Genomic DNA, 15,831 nt, shown 5'->3' with positions numbered 1-15,831 from the left:
CGGGGGCGGCTCCACCGAACGGCCGACCGCTAGGCTGGGCGCTTCCTGGCCTCGCCACCTGGAGTAACGCCCATGTCCGACAGCGTCTTCGCGCAATTCACCGCCGACGACGACCAGCTCGCCGTCGCGTTGCTCGTGCAGCCGGCGATCAACGCCGCCCTGGTGCACAACCGGGTGCCGCTGGTCCGGCACCTCACGCTGACCAACCGGGGCGCCGAGCCGCTGGCGGACGTGACCCTCACGCTGGAGCTGCTCGGCCCGGACGGCGCCCTCGCCGAGTCGTGGAGGCGGACCCTCACCCGACCGCTGCGGCCCGGCGCCGGCACCGGCTGGGACGACTTCCGGGACCTCACCCCCGACCGCGCGCTGCTCTACCGCACCGACGAGGCGTTCCCCGTCGACTACCGCCTGACCGTCGAGGCGAACGGCAGGCCGCTGAGCCTGGTCGCCCCGTCGCGCGTGCTCGCGCACAACGAGTGGTTCAACAGTCCCGTCCTCTACGACAGCCTGGCCGCGTTCGTGCAGCCGAACACCCGCGCGGTGGACGCGGTGCTGCGGTCGGCGGCGCGGCTGCTGTTGGCGCGTACCGGTTCCGGGTCGTTGCAGGGCTATCAGGAGGGGTCGGAGCGGGCGGCGCTGATCGCCGGCGCCGTCTACGAGGCGCTGCGCCGGTTGGAAATCACCTACCAGACGTTGCCGGCGTCGTTCGAGAACACCGGCCAGAAGGTACGGACCACGGCGGCGGTGCTGGACGGGCGGCTCGGCAACTGCCTCGACCTGTCCGTCACGTACGCCGCCTGCCTGGAGGCGGCCGGGCTGCACCCGCTGGTCTTCGTCAGCGAGGGGCACGCGTTCGGTGGTTTCCTGCTGGAGGAGGAGCGGCTCAGCGCGGCGGCGGTGACCGAGACGAACATGCTCGCCTCGATGGTCGACTCGGGCCGGGCGGTGCCGGTCGAGCTGACCCGGGTCGGACCGGGTGCCCAGAGCGCGACGTTCACCGAGGCGGTACGCGTCGGACTCGGTCACTTCCGCGGCGACGGCCACCGGCTGCTGGGGGTGGTCGACGTCCACCTGGCCCACCGCTCCGGCATCCGGCCACTGCCGTCCGCCGACGAGCTGGTCGCGCCGGTTGACGCCGCGCCGTCCGACGGCGCCACCGTCGAGGCGTCGCTGGATCTGCCGGCCGGGGTGGCTGCGGCCAAGCTGCGCCGGCTCGCCGACGAGGGCGAGGAGGTGCCGCAGCCCGCCGACGGGTCACCGGCGCGTATCCAGCAGTGGCGCAAGTCGCTGCTCGACCTGAGCCTGCGCAACCCGCTGCTCAACCTGCCGAAGCGGGGCCGCGGCCTGGAGCTGCACGTGCCGGCCGGCGCGCTGGCCCTGCTCGACGACCTCATCCATGACGGCCGTCAGGTGCAGGTCATTCCGCAGGACGACATCAGCCGTGTCCACGAGTTGGCCGGCGCGCGTCGGGCCCAGGACCTCGACGCCGACATCCTCACCCGGGACCTGCGTACCGACCGTCGGGTCTACGGTGCGGTCACCGAGGCTCGCTACAAGACCGTAATGCGGGCGTTGCAGCGTGAGGCGCGCACGATGGAGCAGGAGACCGGCAGCAACTACCTCTATCTGACCATCGGCACGCTGGTGCATCCCCGGGCGACCGGGGGAGAGGCGTACGCGCCGCTGTTCCTGCTGCCGGTGCGCATCGAGGGCGGCACCGGTCGCCGCCCGTACGCGATGGTCATCGACGGCGCCGAGGTGGCCAGCCCGAATCACTGCCTGGTCGAGTGGCTGCGGGTCAAGCACGGCGTCCGCATCCCGGAGCTGGAACAGCCGGTCCGCGACGAGCACGGCATCGACGTGGCGAAGACGCTCGCCGCGATCAACACCGGGTTGGTCGACAACCGGCTCAATTACCGCATCGACGAGTCCGCCAGCCTGCGGCTGTTGCAGTTCTCCACCTTCCAGATGTGGCGGGACCTCGGCGAGCACTGGCCGCGTTTCCTGGAGAACCCGGTGGTGCGGCACCTGGTGGAGTCCTCCGGCGCCACGTTCGACGACCCGGCGCGACCGGAGGACCAGGCGGAGGCGACCGTCGACGAGGCGGAGCTGCACCTGCCCATCCCCGCCGACGGCTCGCAGATGCAGGCCATCGTGATGGCCGAGCGCGGCCAGTCGTTCGTCCTCGAAGGACCTCCGGGCACCGGCAAGTCGCAGACCATCACCAACATGATCGCCCGGGCGGTCGCCGCCGGCCGGTCCGTGCTCTTCGTCGCCGAGAAGCAGGCCGCGCTGGAGGTGGTGAAGCGGCGGCTGAAGCAGATCGGTCTCGGGCCGTTCGCGCTCGACCTGCACGGGCGCAAGCAGTCCCTCAACGCGATCCGCCAGCAGTTGCGCGACGCCCTGGACCAGTACGATTCGGGCGGCGACGGCACCTGGACGGCCGTCGAGACCGCCTACCGGACCCGGCTCGCGCCGCTGGTCGAGTATCCGGAGCAGGTCCACACCGCCAACCCGGTCGGGATGTCTCTCTGGTCGGCCTACGAGCAGGTCCTCGCGTACGGCGACGGGCCGGTCGCCGTCATCCCGGTGAGCTATCTGCACGCGCCGGACGAGACGCGGGCCGCGGTGCAGCGCACGCTGCGTGAGTTCCCGGCCGCCGCCCGCTCGGCGCGAATCCGGCCGGCGCACCCGTGGGCGTTGAGCGGGTGCCGCGCGCTCGACGGGCTGCACGCCGCGGCACTCGCCGAGATCGCCGTCGACCTGGAACGCGTCCGGACCGACCTGGCCACCCGCCCGCACCTGGTCGAGCTGCTGCGGACGCTGCCGGCCCCGGAGGCGGTCGGCGAGCTGCTGGCCGGCGCCTGGCTGGCCGTACGCGGCATGCTGCCGGACCGGGAGACCACCGCGCGGGCCGGCGATCGGCGCTGGGACGAGGCGGTGGCTCGCCTCCAGGCGGAGGTGGCCGGCTTCCACCAGGCCTTCGCCGGTGAGCTGGCCACGTTCCGACCCGATGTGTACGCGCGCCCGGAGCTGGCCGCCTGGCACGCCGAGGCGCAGGAGGTGGCGAAGAAGGTCTTCGGTAAGCGCAAACGCCGGCAGGCCGTGGTGGACAGGCTGGCCGTGCACCTGGTGGCCGGGGCGACGCTCGACGCCGAGCAGGTCGAGGTGAGCACCGGCCGTCTGGTCGCCGCCCAGGCCCAGGCCGCGGCGCTGCACCGGCAGATGGCCGCGCTGGGTGGGCTGCACCTGCCCGGGTGGCTGCCCACCGACCCGGACGCGCCGCGGCGGCTCGCCGCCGCGGTCGAGGCGACCCGAGCCGGTCGGGTGCTGCTGGCCCGGCACCCGCAGGCCTGGGAGCTGTTCCGGCGCGGCGTCGCCGACACCGACGCCGCGCTTCTCGACCGGGTCGCCTCCCGCTGGCGGGCCTGGCGTGGGGTGCTGCGCTCCGGGGAGCAGGAGCTGGCGCTGTGGGCCGCCGGCGGGCACTGGCTCGACGCCTGGGAACGCGACGGCGCGACCTGGCCGCACGAGCTGCGCGCCGAGGAACTGTTCCCGCTGCGCCGGTGGGCCACCGTGCTCGGCCACGCCGACGTGCTCGCCACTGCCGGCCTCACCGACTACCGCGACCGGTTGCTGCGCGGCGAGGTGACCGGGCAGTTCGCCGAGGAGACCTACCGGCGGGGCGTCGCCGAGGCCTCCCTCGCCGAGCGGGTCCGGGCCGGCGGCCTGCAGTACTTCGACCCGGAGCTGCACGACGACGAGATCGCCCAGTTCGAGACCGCCGCCGGTGAGCTTCGTGCGGCGCTGCCCGAACACCTGCCGTCGGTGCTGGTTCGCCGCCGCCCGTTCAGCCCGACCGACCGGCGGGGACGCTTCGCCGACTTCGCGGCGGAACTGCGTCGCAAGCGCGGCGGCCGGTCCTTCCGGGAGCTGTTCGAGCGCTACCCGGACGCGGTCCTGGCCCTGACGCCGTGCGTGCTGGTCAGCCCCGCCTCCGCGGCGAACTTCCTCGCCCCCGGTAGCCAGCGGTTCGACCTGGTGATCTTCGACGAGGCGTCGCAGATCCGGGTCGCCGAGTCGGTCGGCGCGATGGGACGCGGCCGGGCGGTGGTCGTCGTCGGTGACTCCCGGCAGATGCCGCCCAGCAGCTTCATGCAGGCCAGCCACACCGTCGACGACGCCGACGACGGCGAGGAGCCGGTGCTGGAGGACCTGGAGAGCATCCTCAGCGAGGCCGTCGAGTCCGGGTTACCGCAGCGGTGGCTGTCCTGGCACTACCGCAGCCACGACGAGTCCCTGATCGCCTTCTCCAACCGGTACTACTACGACAACAAGCTCTCCAGCCTCCCGTCGCCAGGCGTCAGCGGCTCCGCCGGCGTCACCTGGCGACGGGTCGACGGCCGCTACGACCGGGGTGGCTCGCGGACCAACGAGGTAGAGGCGCGGGCCGTCCTCGCCGACATCACCCGCCGCCTGCACGACCCGGGCACCGCCGGGCAGTCGATCGGCGTGGTCACCTTCAACATCCAGCAGCGCGACCTCATCCTCAACCTGCTGGAGGAGACCGCCGACCCGCTCGTTCGGGAACAACTCACCGACGGGGTCGCCGAACCGATCTTCGTCAAGAACCTGGAGAACGTGCAGGGCGACGAGCGCGACGTCGTCCTGTTCTCGCTGGCCTTCTCCACCAACCCCGAGACCGGGCGGCTGCCGCTGAACTTCGGCCCGCTCAGCCAGGCCGGCGGCGAGCGTCGGCTCAACGTGGCGATCACCCGGGCCCGCCGGCAGGTGGTGCTGTTCTCGTCCTTCGACCCGTCCGACATCGACCTGTCCCGCACCTCGGCCGTGGGTACCCAGCACCTGCGGGCGTACTGCGAGATGGCCGCCGCCGGCCCCGACCGGCTCGGTGACCTGGCCACCGACCGGACCGAGCGGCGCAGCCGCGTCCGCGACGAGGTGGCCGCCGCGCTGCGCGAACGCGGCCACGAGGTACGCGTCGCCCACGGCCTGTCCGACTTCACCGTGGACCTCGCCGTGCGGCGGCCCGGTTCGGCGCGGTGGCAGGTCGCGGTCATGCTCGACGGTCCCGACTGGAGCGCCCGCCCGACGGTGGCCGACCGGGACTCGGCCCCGGCGCTGCTGCGGCACATCATGGGCTGGCCCGAGGTGGTGCGGTTCTGGCTGCCGGCGTGGATCCACGACCGGGCCGCGCTGCTCGACCGCGTCGACGAGGCGGTCACCCGCGCCGACGAGCCGGTCACCCGGGTCGACGAACCGGTGGCGCCTCCCGGCGAGGTCGAGGTGCCATCGCCTCGCGAGCCCGTTGCGGCCGAGGTGTCCCTCGGGGACCCCGGGCCGCTGCCGGTGACGAGCCTCGTCGCCGCACCGGCCACGGTCGAGTCGCTGCCGGCCGCGCCGGCCCCGGTGTCGGTCGCGTCGTCGGCGGCCGCCGGCACCGTCGAGGTCCGGCCGTTCGTCCCGTACGCCCCGACGCCGCTCGGCGACCAGGCCGACCTCGACCTGCTCGCCACCGACCAGCGGACACGCAGCCTGGTGCGGGAGGCGCTGCGGGAGATCATCGAGGTCGAGGGGCCGATCGAGCAGCACCGGCTGGCCCGCCTGGCACTCGCCCGCTTCGGCTTCCTGCGCACCCGGGAGGACCGGCGGCTCGCCGTGCTCTCGCTGGTCGACGCCCGCCGGCTCCACGACCACCCGACGGTCGGGCGGTACGCCTGGCCCGAGGGGACGGACCCGCAGGGCTGGCACGCGTACCGGGTCACGCAGGTGAGCAACGACCGGGCCTTCGAGGAGGTGCCGCCGGAGGAGGTGGCGAACGCGTTCGTGCACGTGCTTCAGGGCTACCCGAGCATGGACGAGGACCGGCTGGTGCGTGCGGGACTGGAGCGCCTGGGCTACCGGCGGCGCACCGAGAAGATCGACCGGTTGTTGCGCTACGGCCTGCACGTCGCGGTGACCAGCGGACGGATCCGCTTGGACCCAGAGCGACGCCTCACGCTCGGCTGACGCTTCCCGCTCGCCCTGCCCACAATGCCGGAAGAGGCCTCGCTCGCCCTCAAGCATCCTCCCGGTCCACCCCGATGCGGGTCATCCCAGGGCTGGCGTTGCCGGGCTCGGGCAGTGCGACGGTCGCCGGCCCGACCGTGGTCATGGCACGTCGATGGTCCGGGTCAGGAACGCGCGGAGCACGTCGATGTTCCCCGCCTCGGCGTGCGCGGTTCCGTCGATCCGGTGGTACTCGACGAGATCCGGGCGGCGCCAGCAAGCCCCGGACGAAGTCACGCACCCGACGGCGAGGCTCGGGTGGTTCGATGATCAGCGTGTGGAACAGCCGTCGGGTTGGTCGGCTCCAGCTCGCCGGTGAGGTCCGTGATCACCTTACGGACCATCGCCCTGATCGGTGCGAGATCGATGACAAGCCCAGTTCGGCTTCAGACGTAGGGCAGGCGTCGGGCGCTGAGGATTCGCTGATCCCCAGCGCCCTACCCGCCAGATGTCGGGCGATCCGGGACGGCTACTCGCAGCCAAGCGCCGCTTGGTACTCGGCCGGCGGGTTTCCGGCGGCCACCTTGTCGGCGGTCTCCCAGAACACCTCCGGCCAGTCACCCTCCTCGTTCATCTGGTGCAGCACCGTCCACTTGTGGCTGCTGCGCAACGCCTCAGCGGCCCGTTGGCGGGCGGCGTCGTCTCCGGCCTTGTTCGCGCGCAGCCATTCGGCGATCCACGCGCAGCCAACTCGGCTGGTCACCTTGGCACCGAACTGGTAGGCATCGTTGGTGCCGACATCGCTCAGCATGCTGGTGTCGAAGCCGGGAGGCAGCGGCACGTCGGCGAGCACCTTGGCCGCCTGCGCGTCCACCCGCTTCGGCGTGACGACCTCCGCCGGGAGCGCGGCCAGCCACGTACGCGCGTCGACGCGCACCACGTCGGCGAGAACCCGATCGAACTCGCTGCGCGTCCAGGTGCCCCCGGTACGCAGTTCGACGAAGGAACCGTCGCGGGGCCGGAGCATGACCGCGAAGTCGCTGGCGCTGTATCGGAACAGGTCCGCCGGCCAGCCGTCGACCTTCACCGGCTCCGGCTTGCTGACGTGCAGCCGATCCTGGTGGTAGCCGTCGTACTGGTCGGCCGGGTACCAGTTCATCTCCACCTGCCGTGCGCCGTTGCTGAACCCGATGGTGCCCGTCTTTTCGGCGAAACCGTAGACCGTGGTCGCCTTCCAACCGGGTTGGTCGATCAACAGCCGGGGGTTCTCCTCGGCAGCTTTCAGCACCATCGCCGAACGCGTGACCGGGTCCGTCGCGGCGGAGGTGACCGCCGGGTTGGCCGGTCGCCCTTCCGGCTGGTCGGACTTCATGATCGAGACGGTCAGGACACCGGCGAGAAGGGTGGCCGCGACGCTTGCGCCGGCGAGGCCACCCATAACGCTGCGGCGCGCCCGGAATCGCTTGCCCGGCGGTTCGGCGACGGGGTCGAGGGTCGGCACGGACATGATGTCCTCCAGGAGGTTCTGCGCGGCCCCGTCGAGGTGCCTGATGACACCGGGTCGGTACGGGTCGGCGTCTCGGACCATCCGGTCGAGGTGCTCGTCGGTCATCTGCCCTCCTCGGCGGTGCGTACGGCCATGACGTCGAGTACATGTCCGGGCGGGCCGAGGTCGTCACCGATGAGTTCGCGCAACCGGGCCCGGGCCCGCGACAGCCGGGTACGGACGGCAGCCGCCTTCACGTCAAGGACCGCCGCGGCCTCCCGCGGCTCCAAGCCCTCCCAGAAGGTCAGCATCAACACCTCCCGGTCCAACTCACCCAGCCGGGCCAGCGCGGCCTGGACCGTGAGCCGCTCGGGTACCTCGCTGCCCGGGTCGACGGCGACGGCGACCCTGAGCCGTTGCCGCAACCGTTCACCCAGCCGTTCCCGGCGCATTCCGCCCCGGTGGTGGTTGGCCAGCACCCGCCGGGCCACGCCGTACAACCACAGTCGGGCCTCGCTCTCGGGCGGCATGTCACGGCTGCGCCGCCAGGCGACGAGGAAGGTCTCGGCGACCACGTCGGCGGCGTCATCGGGCTGCCCGACGCGCCGCATCGCGTACGCCAGCAGCGGCTCGAAGTTGACCGCGTAGACGCGTCGGAAGCGATCCTCGTGCTCAGTCCCGGGGCTCACGTCTACTCCATGTCCGGTCGAGCGCCCATCGTGACAAGCCCGAACCAGGATTCGCGCAGTTCGCCAGGCCGGCTCCGACCATCAGGGAGCAGATGGGAGCGCTGAAATGCGGGATGACAGCGACCGGGACAGCGCTCGAAGGGCCTGGAACCCCAGGTCGGGGCGGTCGTTTCCGCCAGGAATCACGCGTGACCTCCTCGATGACACCGAATAGGCCACTGGCTCGATCTCAGTATCGCCCACGCAGGTCAAAGGCCATTTCCCGCTCCGGGGGGCCTGTCTGCTCGTCGATTCCCGAAGCGGAGGCCGCCGGCTCGACCCAGCCTCCACTGTGCCGAAGCGGGCCGGGCGGTTGAGCCGCCCGGCCCACTGACCGGATCGCCTAGCCGGCCGCCCGACGCAGCAGGGTGAACGCCTTCGCCGCGTCGCCGGTCTGCGCCGCTTGGTCCGCGTCGGCGATCAACGACTGCCAACCCTGCGGTGCCGTGCCGGCCACCACGGCCGCCTGTGCCCGGTCCCGCACGACCGCCAGGATGGCATCGACAAGCGCACCGGTGTCCCGGTGCGACCGACCCAGCGACGCCAGCGCGGCGCTCAGCGCCCCGTGGACCCGCCCGGCGTCGCGCACCGAACCGTCCGGATTCCAGTTCCGCCCGGTCAGCGCCGCGTCGAGGTGCTCGACCGCGGCGCGGAGGTCGCGGTCCCGGTGGTCGTCGCCGAGGCCGCGCAGCGCCGCCCGCAGCCGGTCCCGCGCCGAGCCGGTGCGCAACCCCCAGCCGTACGGGTAGAGCGGCCGGTAGTTCGCGTCGCCCACGTTGATCGGCACCTGGGACTCGGCGGCCGGCCAGCTCACCGGCAGCCGGCCGGTGAACGGCCGCTTACCGAACAGCACGTCGGCGACGCCGGTGCCCTCGCTGCCGGGCAGCCAGGAGGCGACCAGGCCGTCGATCTCACCGAGCTGGTCGGTGAGCACCTGCGGGCGGCCGGAGACGACCAGCACGAGACACTTGCTGATCGCGGCGCACACCTTGTCGATGGTCGCCTTGTCGGACGCTTGGAGTGACAGCGACTTCTCCTCCTGCTGCGGCGTGGCGCAGAAACCGCACTCGGGTCCACCCACGTCGCCGTAGCCCTCGGCGTACGGGGTCTCGCCGACCACCACGACACCCACGTCGGCGCCGTTCGTCGGGGCGGACGCGTCGGCGCTGTAGGTGACCTGGGCGCCCGGGGCGACCTGCTTGATGCCGTCCAGGATGGTGCTGCCCGGGATGATGTCGCCGGACTGGCCCTGCCAGGTGATGGTCCAGCCACCGGCCTGGTTGCCGATGTCGTCGGCGTTGCGGCCGGCCACGTACAGCTTGGCGTTCTTGCGCAGCGGCAGCACTTTGCCGCTGTTCTTCAGCAGCACCTGCGACTCGGCCGCCGCGGTGCGGGCCAGCGCCCGGTGCTGGGCGCTGCCGACCTGGTCGATGTTGTCGGCCGAGGCGTAGGGGTGCTCGAAGAGGCCGAGCTTGAACTTCGCGGTGAGGATCCGGGCGACCGCGTCGTCGATCCGAGCCCGGCTGACCCGACCGGCGGTGACCTCGGCGAGCAGCAGGTCCTCGAACTGCTTGGCCGTGTTGGGCTCCATGAACATGTCGGTGCCCGCGTTCACCCCGGCGCGTACCTTGTACGCGGTCAGGCCGCCGTTGGTCGGGTCGGCCGGGTCGGGGATCTGGTGGATGCCCTCCCAATCGGAGATGAGGAACCCGTCGAAGCCGAGCTGTCCCTTCAGGGTGCCGGTGATGAGGTCCTTGTCGGCGTGCATCTTGATCGGGTTTCCGACGCCGTCTTCGGTCCAGTCCACGCTGGAGAACGATGGCATGACGCTGCCGACGTTGTGGCGCTTGACGGCGGTGACGTAGGACGCCAGGTCGATCCGGTTGAAGTCCTGCCGGTTGGTGGCCGTGATGCCCTGGTCGATCGGGTACTTCTGGTCGTACCAGGGCTTGGTCTTGTTGGCCTCGGCGACGGTCGTGTCGTATTGGGTGTCGCCGTCACCGGCGAAGTGCTTGGCGGTGGCCAGGACATGGTCGTCGGAGGCGAGCCGGCGCGGCGAGCGGCCCTGGAGGCCGTCGATGACGGTTTCCATCCGGCCCACCAGCGCCGGGTCCTCGCCGAAGCTCTCGTAGCTGCGACCCCAGCGCTCGTCGCGGCTCACGCAGACGCACGGCGCGAAGTCCCACGGGATGCCGGTGGCCCGTACCTCGGCGGCGGTGGCGGCGCCGACCTTCTCGGCCAGCGCCGGGTCGCGGGTGGCGCCGAGGCCGACGTTGTGCGGGAAAATCGTGGCACCCAGCACGTTGCCGTGCCCGTGCACGGCGTCGATGCCGTAGATCATCGGGATCTGGAGCCGGGTGCTCAGCGCTTGGGCCTGGTACTTGTTGACCATCTCCACCCAGGCGGCGGGCGTGTTCGGGGTCGGCGTGGACCCGCCGCCGGAGAGCACCGAGCCGAGCTGCCACTGGGCGACGAGGGTGGGGTCGGCGTCGACCGCGGCGCGCTCGGCCTGGGTCATCTGGCCGATCTTCTCGGTCAGCGTCATCCGGCCGAGCAGATCGGCCACCCGACGTTCGATCGGTAGCCGGGCGTCCATGTAGGGCAGGCCGTGGACGCTCCGGTCGGTGGTGACGGTGGCGGTCGGGCCGGTGGCGGCACCGGCCGCCTGCGCCGGCAACAACGACGTGACCAGGGCGCCGACCCCGATCAGAGCGGTACGCACGCGATGACCCCGCACGCGGGAGCGTGATCGCATCTCGTCCTTCCCGCGGGACGAACGGTCCCTGGCAGCCCTCGTGGCCGCCCGAACTCCACCCCGCTACCGCTTGATCCTCACCATGCCAATCAGTCTCGTCAATATCTTTGGCCGATTTCTTGGGAGCGCTCTCAGGTGGATGAGCCGTACCCCCCGAGGTAGTGCTCTCCGATCCCGGCGGGCACCCTTCCCGGAGGGCGCAGCGCGTGGTCGATCCAGCCCGGACCGTGCCATGCTGCACGGACCCAATGGGAGGACGCCGATGGCAGCTGGCGACGCCGCACACGTGCGACCGGCCCGACGGTCGCTGCGACCGCTGGCGTCGGGGGCGGCGCTGGTCACGATCCTCGCGCTGCTGTTCGGGCTACCGAGGTGGACGTTGACGGTGGCGGCACGGTGGCCCGGGCCGGTGGTGGCCGCCGGCACGGCGGTGTTCGTGACCGCGCTGGTCGCGTTTCCCGCCCTGATGTACCTCGGGCACGGCCGCCGCCGGCTGGACGCGGCGGCCCGCGCCGACGACACACTCCTCGGCCTGGTCTGGATCCTCTTCGTCTGGGCGCGCTCAGTGCGGCGTCCGCGACGCGTAGCCGCTCACGTCCTGGGTAGACGGCTGTCAGCTCGCGAAGAGCATCCTCTGTGGGAACTCACCAGCGCTGCGCCACGCATTGACGATCTTCGCAGCAATGGCGCTGGCGGCCGCGTTGAACTCACCGTCCTCGACGACGGCCTCGAGGGTCTGCGGGTCGATGATGAGAACGCGGTCGAACCTGTCCTCGAAACCGAACTCGTATCGCACCTCGTGCGCCGGGGCGTCAACCCGACGCGCGACCACCATCATGCCCATGTCGCTATTCTCCGTACCTTGAGTAGTCCCCGAATGGTGTTGATGGGGTGACTCGCGATGCGGTAGCACTCGACCTCGACGGCCGCCCAGCGGCGTCAGTACCGCTGAACCCTCGGGTCAGCGCTACGCCCGCATGCCCTGAGCAGAACGGCTCGCCGATACCGCCAACGGCGGGCAGGCTTCCGCCATGACAAGCGGCTTCAGCGGTGAGGTGGCCACCTACTACGCCCGGCATCGACGAGGCTATCCACCCGAGGTGCTCGACGCGCTCACCGCGACATTCCACCTCGGTGTCGAGGACACGGTGATCGACCTAGGCTGCGGCACCGGCCAGCTGAGCATCCCGCTCGCCGCCCGGATCGGTGCGGTCCTCGGCGTGGACCCGGAGCCGGACATGCTTGCCCTTGCCCGCAGCGCCGGTGTGGAAGCCGGAACGACGAACGCCACCTGGATCCTTGGCGGTGACCGGGACCTGCCCGCCCTGTCCCGGCCGCTGGGTGGTCGGACGGTCGGCGCGTTGACTGTCGCCGTCGCCATCCATTTCATGGACCGCGACACTCTGTTCGAGGCCGTGCGGCCGTTGCTGCGTCCCGGTGGCGGCATCGCCGTGGTCACCAACGGTGCGCCGTTGTGGCTGCAGAACACCGCATGGTCGGAGACGCTGCGCGGATGCCTGGAGCGGTTGTTCGGCCATCCCGTCACCGGGAGCTGCCAGACCGACGAGGCGGGCCGCCGTCGCAACCGGGAGGCGCTCGTCCGGGCCGGCTACCGGTACGCGGAGACGTGCGTGGAGTACGACGCCCCGCTTACTGTCGACGACATGGTCGGCGGTGTCTTCTCCGCCATGTCGGCCGACTCGCTGCCCTCCGTGCAGCAGCGGGCCGAGTTCGCCGCGGAGGTTCGCGAGGCTCTCGGCGGGACGGATGAGGTCACGGAGCGGGTGCGGGTCTGGCTGCAGTACGGCGTCCGCAACGCGTAGCCGTACGGCCGGCCCGGGCTTGGCGATCGTGCAGAGTCATGGTGAGCGATGACAGTAAGGCCGCGCGGATGTTGATCAAGGAGTTCTGGTCGGGATCGACGCGGAAGCTGACGCAAGGTCCTTGGTCAACATGGGCGTCGAGTGACTCCTTGTAGTACCGGACTAGGTCACCAGGCGATAGTTGGGGATTCCCCTGTTACGCTCCTCTGCCGGTGCGTCGATGGAGCGCGCTATCACGCCGGCCGGGACCGGTGCCCGGGACAGGTGGATGCCCTCCAGGCAGGTGTCACACCAGAACGAGACGTAACCGTAGTCCGCACCGGTGGGACCGGTGAACACCACACGTAGCGTTCGGTGGCCGCAGTTCGGGCATTGGAGGTCCGATGTGGCCGGCAGGGTGCGATAGACGGCCTCGTACGCGCCCAGCCAGCTTTCGAACGTAGCCATCAATCCACTCCTTCCGGTTTGACCGGTTGACTCTGCCACCACTCATCCTCGCGAGCATAGGCGCGGTCCTCGAAGGCGTCCGCCTCTTCACGAGTCTTGGGATAGGGATGGCCCTCGCGGAGCTCCGAGACGTGGAACCGCTCATGTTCGAGTGTCCGCGCCAGGTCCTCCTCACTTCGGAATGCCTCTCGGCACAGCATGACGGACTGATCGGCCCTGGTGACTCCGCACAACCCGGACATCCGATTATTGATCGTGATCTGGATGTCGGAGACATCCACACCGTACTTGGCGGCGATGCGCTGCACCGCCTCCATGTTCATCGGCATTCGAGGGCCGCGTCCCCTGCCGCGTACTCTGCTGAGATCGCCAGGAGGATCAGGTTCGGCTCGGCGCAACCTGCTCAGTGCCTGCTTCAGCTTCTTGATCAGCTCGCCGAGCCGCCGCACCTCCGGCATCAGCCGCCGCAGGCTCGCCATCAATCCCCGCAACAACCGCGCGATCCGCGCCGCCCAGGACGCCACCGTCGTGGTGACCTGCTCCACGACCAGCGGCGTCGCCAGCCCGGCGCTGGCGACCAGTTCCGTGGCGTACACGATCAGGCGGGAGACGCAGGCGGCGATGGCGTCGCGGACCAGCAGCCGGACGGCGGCGACCAGGCCGGCGGCGCCCTCGGTGATCGCGGCCAGTGCCTCGGCGCCCTGCGCCAGCCCGGTGATGGCCTGCTGCTGCTCGTGGGCCCAGGTGCGGTATCCGGCGCCGGCGGTGCCGGTCCAGCCGGCGACCTCGGTGCGGACCGCGTGGGCCAGGTCGGCGGCGTCCTCGCGCAGCGAGGCGGCGACGTTGCGCCAGGTCTGGGCGTGCGCGGTGATCTCGGCGGGGTCACCGGCGAGCCAGTCGAGGGCCTCGCTGAGCGGCTTGACGTGTTCGATGAGCCAGGCGATGCCGTACTGCAGCAGGGCGCTGGCCGGGTCGGACACGATCGCGAGGGCGTCCAGACCGGCGCTGACCACGCCGAGGCTGCCGTCGATCCAGCTGCCGGTGCGGACGCCCTGGGCGATGAGTTCGATGTCCTCGCAGATCCAGATGCCCGCCCAGGCGCTGGGGCCGCCTTCCGCCGCGCCGGCGACCAGCGGGTTGGTGGTCACCGGCCGTTCCGCACCTGGTCGAGCAGGTGTGCGGCGTGGGTGTCGGAGGCGCGGTAGCGCTCGGCGCCGGTGCGGACCTTGCCGGCGGTGTCCCGGACCGACGTCGCCGCGGCGGCGACGCCGTCGACCAGGGTGCGCTGGAGGCCGTCGAGCAGCACCGGCATGATCTGGCAGAGCTGCCCGTACGCGTCGGCGCCGAGCCGGACGTGCTGCCCGGCCTGGCGTGCCGTGTCGATGCTGTCGGCGCAGCGATCCAGGTGGGCGGCGTGGGCGGTCAGGTCGTCCGGGTCGACCTGGAGGATCTCACCGCCGGGCATCCGGCGGGCCCTGGTCGGGGTCGAGCCGCCGCCGGTGGGAATCGACGATCGCCCGCGCGGCCGGGTCGTCCGCGCCGAGCGTCTCGGCGGTCGCCTCGGTGAGCCGGCGCAGCAGGTCGGCGCGCGCGGCCCGGGCGGTGGCCACGACCTGCCGGGCGGTGTGGGCGGCGGAGTGCCGCCGGGTGCGTTCGTCGAGCCGCAGATCGGCCAGCAGCCCGGCGGCGTCGACGGTCACCTCGACCAGGCCGTCGTCACTGCGGGCGATGCCGGTCAGGGCCTGCGTGCGGGCGGCGAGGTCGCGCGCCCGGGCGGCCTGCGCGGCGAGGCCCGACTCCCACTCGTCGAGGCGGCGACCCGCCGCGTCCAGTGCGGCCTCGTCCGCCCACATCGCCACCCTCCCCAGGGGACATCGGTGACCGCTACGCTACCAACCGGTGGCGCTGGGTGTATGTCCCGTCCTGCGGCGATCTCGGACGGCGGGAGGGGGCGGCGGTCAGCCCTGGAGCCGCCGTGCCCAGTAGACCTGGTGGTCGGGTCCCAGGTAGGCGAGCGCCAGCAGCAGGTCGGGCAGCGTCACCGGCGCGGTGGCGATCGGAAACTCCTGCCGGTTGCTCTCCAGGCGCGGAAAGAGTGCCACGAACGTCACCGGTGAAGCCCCGGCGTCCCCGATCGCCAGCCGGCTTCCCCCGTTCCGCCACTCATGCTCGCCGACCTGCACATCGCCCGCGCCGCGCAACCAGGGGTAGCGATCCGAGATCCCGTTCTCCACCCCGGCGCTGCCCGTGCTGATGCTCTCCTGCGGCGCGGACACCGCGAACACCGGCGGTTTGAGGTCGGTGCGCTTGTCGATGAGGAAGAGCGCGAAGTATCCGGCGTCCATCGGTACCGGCGGCGTCTGCCAGGACACCCGCCCCAGCACCAGTTGGTCACCGCCGGACGCCACCGGCGCCTGGTACGCCGAACCGAGCGCGGCCTGCGCCTCGTCGTAGGTGACGAATTCCAACGACGAGCGGAGATGGAGTGCCTCCGGCCCGTAGGGCGGGTGCTGGTGCCACCAGCGCCATCCGCCGACCGCCGCCACGATCACCACCAACGCCACCGCCGCGGAGGCTGCCCGTCGC

General features: G+C 71.6%; 12 protein-coding genes. 3 read left to right on the top strand and 9 right to left on the bottom strand.

The annotated features are described in order from the left end of the window. The first annotated feature begins 72 nt into the window (after nucleotides 1-72). The gene (locus GA0070213_RS04460; protein ID WP_091057641.1) at nucleotides 73-6,027 is read left to right on the top strand and encodes a DUF4011 domain-containing protein; all 5,955 of its coding nucleotides are present in this window, start codon (nucleotides 73-75) and stop codon (nucleotides 6,025-6,027) included. A gap of 141 nt (nucleotides 6,028-6,168) precedes the next feature. Here the strand turns inward: GA0070213_RS04460 and GA0070213_RS32485 are convergent, their stop codons facing one another. From GA0070213_RS32485 to GA0070213_RS04445, 4 genes are all read right to left on the bottom strand, one after another. Further along, nucleotides 6,169-6,303, bottom strand: coding sequence for a hypothetical protein (locus tag GA0070213_RS32485; protein ID WP_281182243.1), 135 nt, complete (start codon nucleotides 6,301-6,303; stop codon nucleotides 6,169-6,171). Between the two features lie 232 nt (nucleotides 6,304-6,535). Continuing rightward, nucleotides 6,536-7,618 (bottom strand): hypothetical protein, encoded by a 1,083-nt coding sequence (locus tag GA0070213_RS04455; protein ID WP_091057637.1) that lies wholly within the window; start codon nucleotides 7,616-7,618, stop codon nucleotides 6,536-6,538. Beyond that, nucleotides 7,615-8,181: an RNA polymerase sigma factor gene (locus tag GA0070213_RS04450; protein ID WP_091057633.1), complete on the bottom strand. Its 567-nt coding sequence runs from the start codon at nucleotides 8,179-8,181 to the stop codon at nucleotides 7,615-7,617. The genes GA0070213_RS04455 and GA0070213_RS04450 overlap by 4 nt, the downstream gene beginning before the upstream one ends. Nucleotides 8,182-8,563: 382 nt before the next feature. After that, the gene (locus tag GA0070213_RS04445) at nucleotides 8,564-10,942 is read right to left on the bottom strand and encodes a glycoside hydrolase family 3 protein (RefSeq protein ID WP_245716256.1); all 2,379 of its coding nucleotides are present in this window, start codon (nucleotides 10,940-10,942) and stop codon (nucleotides 8,564-8,566) included. Nucleotides 10,943-11,237: 295 nt separating this feature from the next. Here GA0070213_RS04445 and GA0070213_RS31400 point away from each other — a divergent pair, with 295 nt between their 5' ends. Both GA0070213_RS31400 and GA0070213_RS04430 read left to right on the top strand, forming a co-directional pair. Further along, a complete protein-coding gene (locus GA0070213_RS31400; protein ID WP_175441194.1) occupies nucleotides 11,238-11,870 on the top strand; it encodes a hypothetical protein in 633 nt (210 codons plus the stop codon). 136 nt (nucleotides 11,871-12,006) lie between these two features. Further along, the gene (locus tag GA0070213_RS04430; RefSeq protein WP_091057619.1) at nucleotides 12,007-12,798 is read left to right on the top strand and encodes a class I SAM-dependent methyltransferase; all 792 of its coding nucleotides are present in this window, start codon (nucleotides 12,007-12,009) and stop codon (nucleotides 12,796-12,798) included. 162 nt (nucleotides 12,799-12,960) lie between these two features. Here GA0070213_RS04430 and GA0070213_RS04425 read toward each other — a convergent pair whose 3' ends face one another. From GA0070213_RS04425 to GA0070213_RS04405, 5 genes are all read right to left on the bottom strand, one after another. After that, nucleotides 12,961-13,245 carry a hypothetical protein gene (locus tag GA0070213_RS04425; protein ID WP_091057616.1) on the bottom strand — a complete coding sequence of 95 codons (285 nt, stop codon included), beginning with the start codon at nucleotides 13,243-13,245 and terminating at the stop codon, nucleotides 12,961-12,963. Next, nucleotides 13,245-14,393: a WXG100 family type VII secretion target gene (locus GA0070213_RS04420; protein ID WP_245716255.1), complete on the bottom strand. Its 1,149-nt coding sequence runs from the start codon at nucleotides 14,391-14,393 to the stop codon at nucleotides 13,245-13,247. The genes GA0070213_RS04425 and GA0070213_RS04420 overlap by 1 nt, the downstream gene beginning before the upstream one ends. Continuing rightward, the gene (locus GA0070213_RS04415; protein ID WP_091057612.1) at nucleotides 14,390-14,710 is read right to left on the bottom strand and encodes a type VII secretion target; all 321 of its coding nucleotides are present in this window, start codon (nucleotides 14,708-14,710) and stop codon (nucleotides 14,390-14,392) included. The genes GA0070213_RS04420 and GA0070213_RS04415 overlap by 4 nt, the downstream gene beginning before the upstream one ends. Then, entirely contained in the window at nucleotides 14,697-15,098 is a 402-nt protein-coding gene (locus GA0070213_RS04410; RefSeq protein WP_091057609.1) for a hypothetical protein, read from the bottom strand. The genes GA0070213_RS04415 and GA0070213_RS04410 overlap by 14 nt, the downstream gene beginning before the upstream one ends. 105 nt (nucleotides 15,099-15,203) lie before the next feature. Next, nucleotides 15,204-15,809 (bottom strand): hypothetical protein, encoded by a 606-nt coding sequence (locus GA0070213_RS04405; protein ID WP_091057605.1) that lies wholly within the window; start codon nucleotides 15,807-15,809, stop codon nucleotides 15,204-15,206. Between the last annotated feature and the right edge of the window lie 22 nt (nucleotides 15,810-15,831).

Origin of the sequence: Micromonospora humi (genome assembly GCF_900090105.1) — a bacterium.
Lineage (GTDB): Bacteria > Actinomycetota > Actinomycetes > Mycobacteriales > Micromonosporaceae > Micromonospora > Micromonospora humi.
Note: the sequence above shows the minus strand (reverse complement) of the source record. Positions and strands in the feature narration are given on the sequence as shown.

Bases quoted from the DNA above. Each gene is read 5' to 3' on its own strand.
- GA0070213_RS04455 (WP_091057637.1), bottom strand. From the start codon at position 7,618: ATGACCGACGAGCACCTCGACCGGATGGTCCGAGACGCCGACCCGTAC.
- GA0070213_RS04415 (WP_091057612.1), bottom strand. From the start codon at position 14,710: ATGCCCGGCGGTGAGATCCTCCAGGTCGACCCGGACGACCTGACCGCC.
- GA0070213_RS04425 (WP_091057616.1), bottom strand. From the start codon at position 13,245: ATGGCTACGTTCGAAAGCTGGCTGGGCGCGTACGAGGCCGTCTATCGC.
- GA0070213_RS04460 (WP_091057641.1), top strand. From the start codon at position 73: ATGTCCGACAGCGTCTTCGCGCAATTCACCGCCGACGACGACCAGCTC.
- GA0070213_RS04430 (WP_091057619.1), top strand. From the start codon at position 12,007: ATGACAAGCGGCTTCAGCGGTGAGGTGGCCACCTACTACGCCCGGCAT.
- GA0070213_RS31400 (WP_175441194.1), top strand. From the start codon at position 11,238: ATGGCAGCTGGCGACGCCGCACACGTGCGACCGGCCCGACGGTCGCTG.
- GA0070213_RS04410 (WP_091057609.1), bottom strand. From the start codon at position 15,098: ATGTGGGCGGACGAGGCCGCACTGGACGCGGCGGGTCGCCGCCTCGAC.